Consider the following 3,158-nt stretch of genomic DNA (forward strand, 5'->3'; position numbering starts at 1 on the left):
AGCAGGGAGCAGGGAGCGCACGAGCAGGGAGCGCACGAGCAGGGAGCAGGGAGCGCACGAGCAGGGAGCAGGGAGCACGCACCACGCACCACTCTCTTACCGTCAGCCGTCAACAATCGGGTAAAGGAATTTTCATCGAACCGCAATCTTTGCGATTGCAAAGATACCATTTCGCGGGTGCAACTGCGCCTTCGGTGTCGAAGTACACGAGTCCTTCAGGAATGTTGTAGTAGACTTCCATTGTCACCTCACAACCGAGGATGCGCTGAAGTAGTTTTTTGAGGATCTCTTGCCTGGAGCCAATTGCTGCCGTCACTTCGCGGCTTTTGCAATGTACCATCAGCTTGGGGCGGTTGGATTGTTCGCAAGACCAAACGTTAAAATCTACAGCCAGACGTAACAAAGCCCTCGTCTGAGGATCGCACATCTCAATTAAGGTATTTTCAATTTCAGCTTTTTCAATTGCGGTTGGTTTTTCTTTGTTGTAAATCAGCTTCATAACTTAATTCCCATACTTCCTTACCAACACTTTTGAGATTTTTTTACCAATTTTGCGTCACATCTGCCACATTTTTTCTCTCGCTTAACTTTTAATATCAATAAATGGAGGCAGGCGATCGCATTCGAGCGTGCAGGAATACTAATTGTGGCTCAGTTTTAACCTAGCTTATTCTAGATTTTCCTGAATATTAGTAAATCAGTAATTGTTAATTTGATTCAAACATTTTCACAAAATTTCACTCTATAAAACAGTAGAAAGCTGTCTTCTATCTAATGACATAAATATATGACGACAAAGTACATTTTTATTAATTGCTCTTTCAGTACAAGCCATCATGTACGGAGAGTGACATTTCCCGTCAACTGTCAACTCTCCAAAACTCTATAACAATCGCCACGACTAAAACATTATTAGCTATCACTTACGTCAGCTATTGTCAATGAGTACATTTTTCATATAATGGATGAAATATAAAAATGAACTTTTATTAAGCCATTAAGCGAGGAGAAAGTTAAACATGTACGTCGTGCAAATTGCCTCTGAATGCGCTCCTGTTATCAAAGCAGGCGGCTTAGGCGATGTCGTCTCCGGGCTAAGTCGGGAATTAGAGATTCGGGAAAACTGTGTCGAGCTGATCCTGCCCAAATATGATTGTATGCGCTACGACCACATATGGGGACTGCACGATGCATACCGCGATTTGTGGGTTCCTTGGTACGACGGTAAGATCCACTGTTCTGTATACTGCGGTTGGGTACACGGGCGAGTCTGTTTCTTTATCGAACCCCATTCTCAAGATAACTTCTTCAATCGCCGCTGCTATTACGGCTGTAATGATGACAATATGCGGTTTGCTTTCTTCAGCAAAGCCGCTTTAGAATTTCTGCACCAGAGCAATAAGCGCCCCGATGTGATTCATTGTCACGACTGGCAAACAGGGCTAGTACCCGTGATGCTGTACGAAATCTACAAGTATCATGGCATGGGCAACCAACGAGTTTGTTATACAATCCACAACTTCAAACACCAGGGGATTGCTGGGAACGAAGTATTACAGGCAACAGGACTAAATCGGGCGGATTATTATTTCCAATATGACAAGCTACAAGATAACTTCAATCCCTTTGCCATCAACCTGATGAAAGGAGGCATTGTTTACTCTAACGCCGTCACCACTGTATCGCCCAATCATGCTTGGGAAGCTCATTATACAGAAGTTGGCAGCGGCTTAGGGCATACTTTAGACCTGCATCAAGATAAATTTAGCGGCATTCTCAATGGCATCGATTACGATTTTTGGAATCCAGAAGTAGACCGATACATACCTTTCAATTACACCCCAGACGACTTTGAGCAAAAAGTCTATAACAAAAAAGCTTTACGAGAACGGCTTTTACTACGCGATGAACCGCAAAAACCTGTTATTGCCTACATCGGTCGATTAGATAATCAAAAAGGGGTTCACCTCGTCCATCACGCGATCTATTATGCTCTCCAGAGAGAAGCGCAGTTCGTCTTACTAGGTTTGGCAACAGAACCAGGAATCAACGCTCATTTCAGACATGAGAAAAACTTTTTAAACGATAACCCCGACTGCCATTTAGAACTCGGTTTTAACGAAGAATTATCTCACCTCATCTATGCTGGAGCCGACATGATTCTTGTCCCCAGTAATTATGAACCTTGCGGGTTGACGCAGACAATCGGGATGAAATACGGTACTGTACCGATTGTGCGCGGAGTTGGCGGGCTGGTCAATACGGTGTTCGATCGCGACTACGATCCCAACAAATCTCCAGAAGAACGTAATGGTTACGTATTCTATCAAACCGATTACGGTGCTTTGGAATCGGCAATGGATCGGGCGATTGGCTTGTGGTACAACTATCCTCAAGAGTTTCGCCAGCTTGCCCTACAAGGCATGGCATACGACTACTCTTGGAACCATCCAGGCACGGAATATCTAGCAATTTACGATCGCATTCGACACAGATAAGGGATTTTCGATCGATCGCAAATTCATTGAGGGCGAGTTTGTCAAGATCTTCGTTTAGTAGTAAAGATCGTCGATAAACTCGCCCCTACAACAACACGACCAACTACCAACTACCAACTACCCATTACCATTACTTGCTATAAGTCACGACGCGATCGATCCGAGGTCTGCCGAATCTCTCCCAGGCATTGCCCCCACGCAAAAATAATTCCATCCAACGAATTTTCTTCCCATTCGTCTCTTGCCAGCCAGAACTCCCTGGCGCAAAAGCCAGCGTCCCTTCTGGAACGCGGAAGCTACCATCCGAATACACCGCATCGCTAACCGTATCCCCTACTCGAATCGTTACCTTAGTTTCTGGTTCTAAGTTGACGCTATCGGCGGGAATGGTAGTTTTGATGTTACCGTAGCCATCGATCCACGCTACGCGATCGCTTGGTGGGTCGGGAATCTGCAACGGATCTAACTCGTCGCCTAGCAAACTCAGATCGTCAGAGGCGATCGCTGCTGCTGCTTGAGGGAATACGTCTCGCGATCGAAACTGAGAACCACCGCGAGATACCTTAACAATTTTTATAACTCGTGCACTAGCCTTGATAAAGGACAGAGTATAACCTGCATTGACTCCCACAACTTTGACATTGTTGGGTAACAGTACGT

General features: G+C 45.2%; 3 protein-coding genes. 1 reads left to right on the plus strand and 2 read right to left on the minus strand.

Annotated features, from left to right (window positions below):
• Positions 1 to 109: 109 nt before the first annotated feature.
• Positions 110 to 499, minus strand: a complete 390-nt coding sequence (locus tag ACRC32_RS25325; protein WP_317107255.1) for a hypothetical protein — start codon at positions 497 to 499, stop codon at positions 110 to 112.
• A gap of 520 nt (positions 500 to 1,019) precedes the next feature.
• Here ACRC32_RS25325 and glgA point away from each other — a divergent pair.
• Complete coding sequence (gene glgA, locus ACRC32_RS25330) at positions 1,020 to 2,498, plus strand: glycogen synthase GlgA (protein ID WP_438556566.1); 1,479 nt, start codon at positions 1,020 to 1,022, stop codon at positions 2,496 to 2,498.
• Between the two features lie 130 nt (positions 2,499 to 2,628).
• Here glgA and ACRC32_RS25335 read toward each other — a convergent pair.
• Positions 2,629 to 3,158 (minus strand): hypothetical protein (locus ACRC32_RS25335; RefSeq protein ID WP_438556567.1); only part of this gene is annotated, 530 nt, incomplete at its 5' end.

The sequence above is a fragment of the Chroococcidiopsis sp. genome (genome assembly GCF_051657925.1).
Taxonomy (GTDB): domain Bacteria; phylum Cyanobacteriota; class Cyanobacteriia; order Cyanobacteriales; family Chroococcidiopsidaceae; genus Chroococcidiopsis.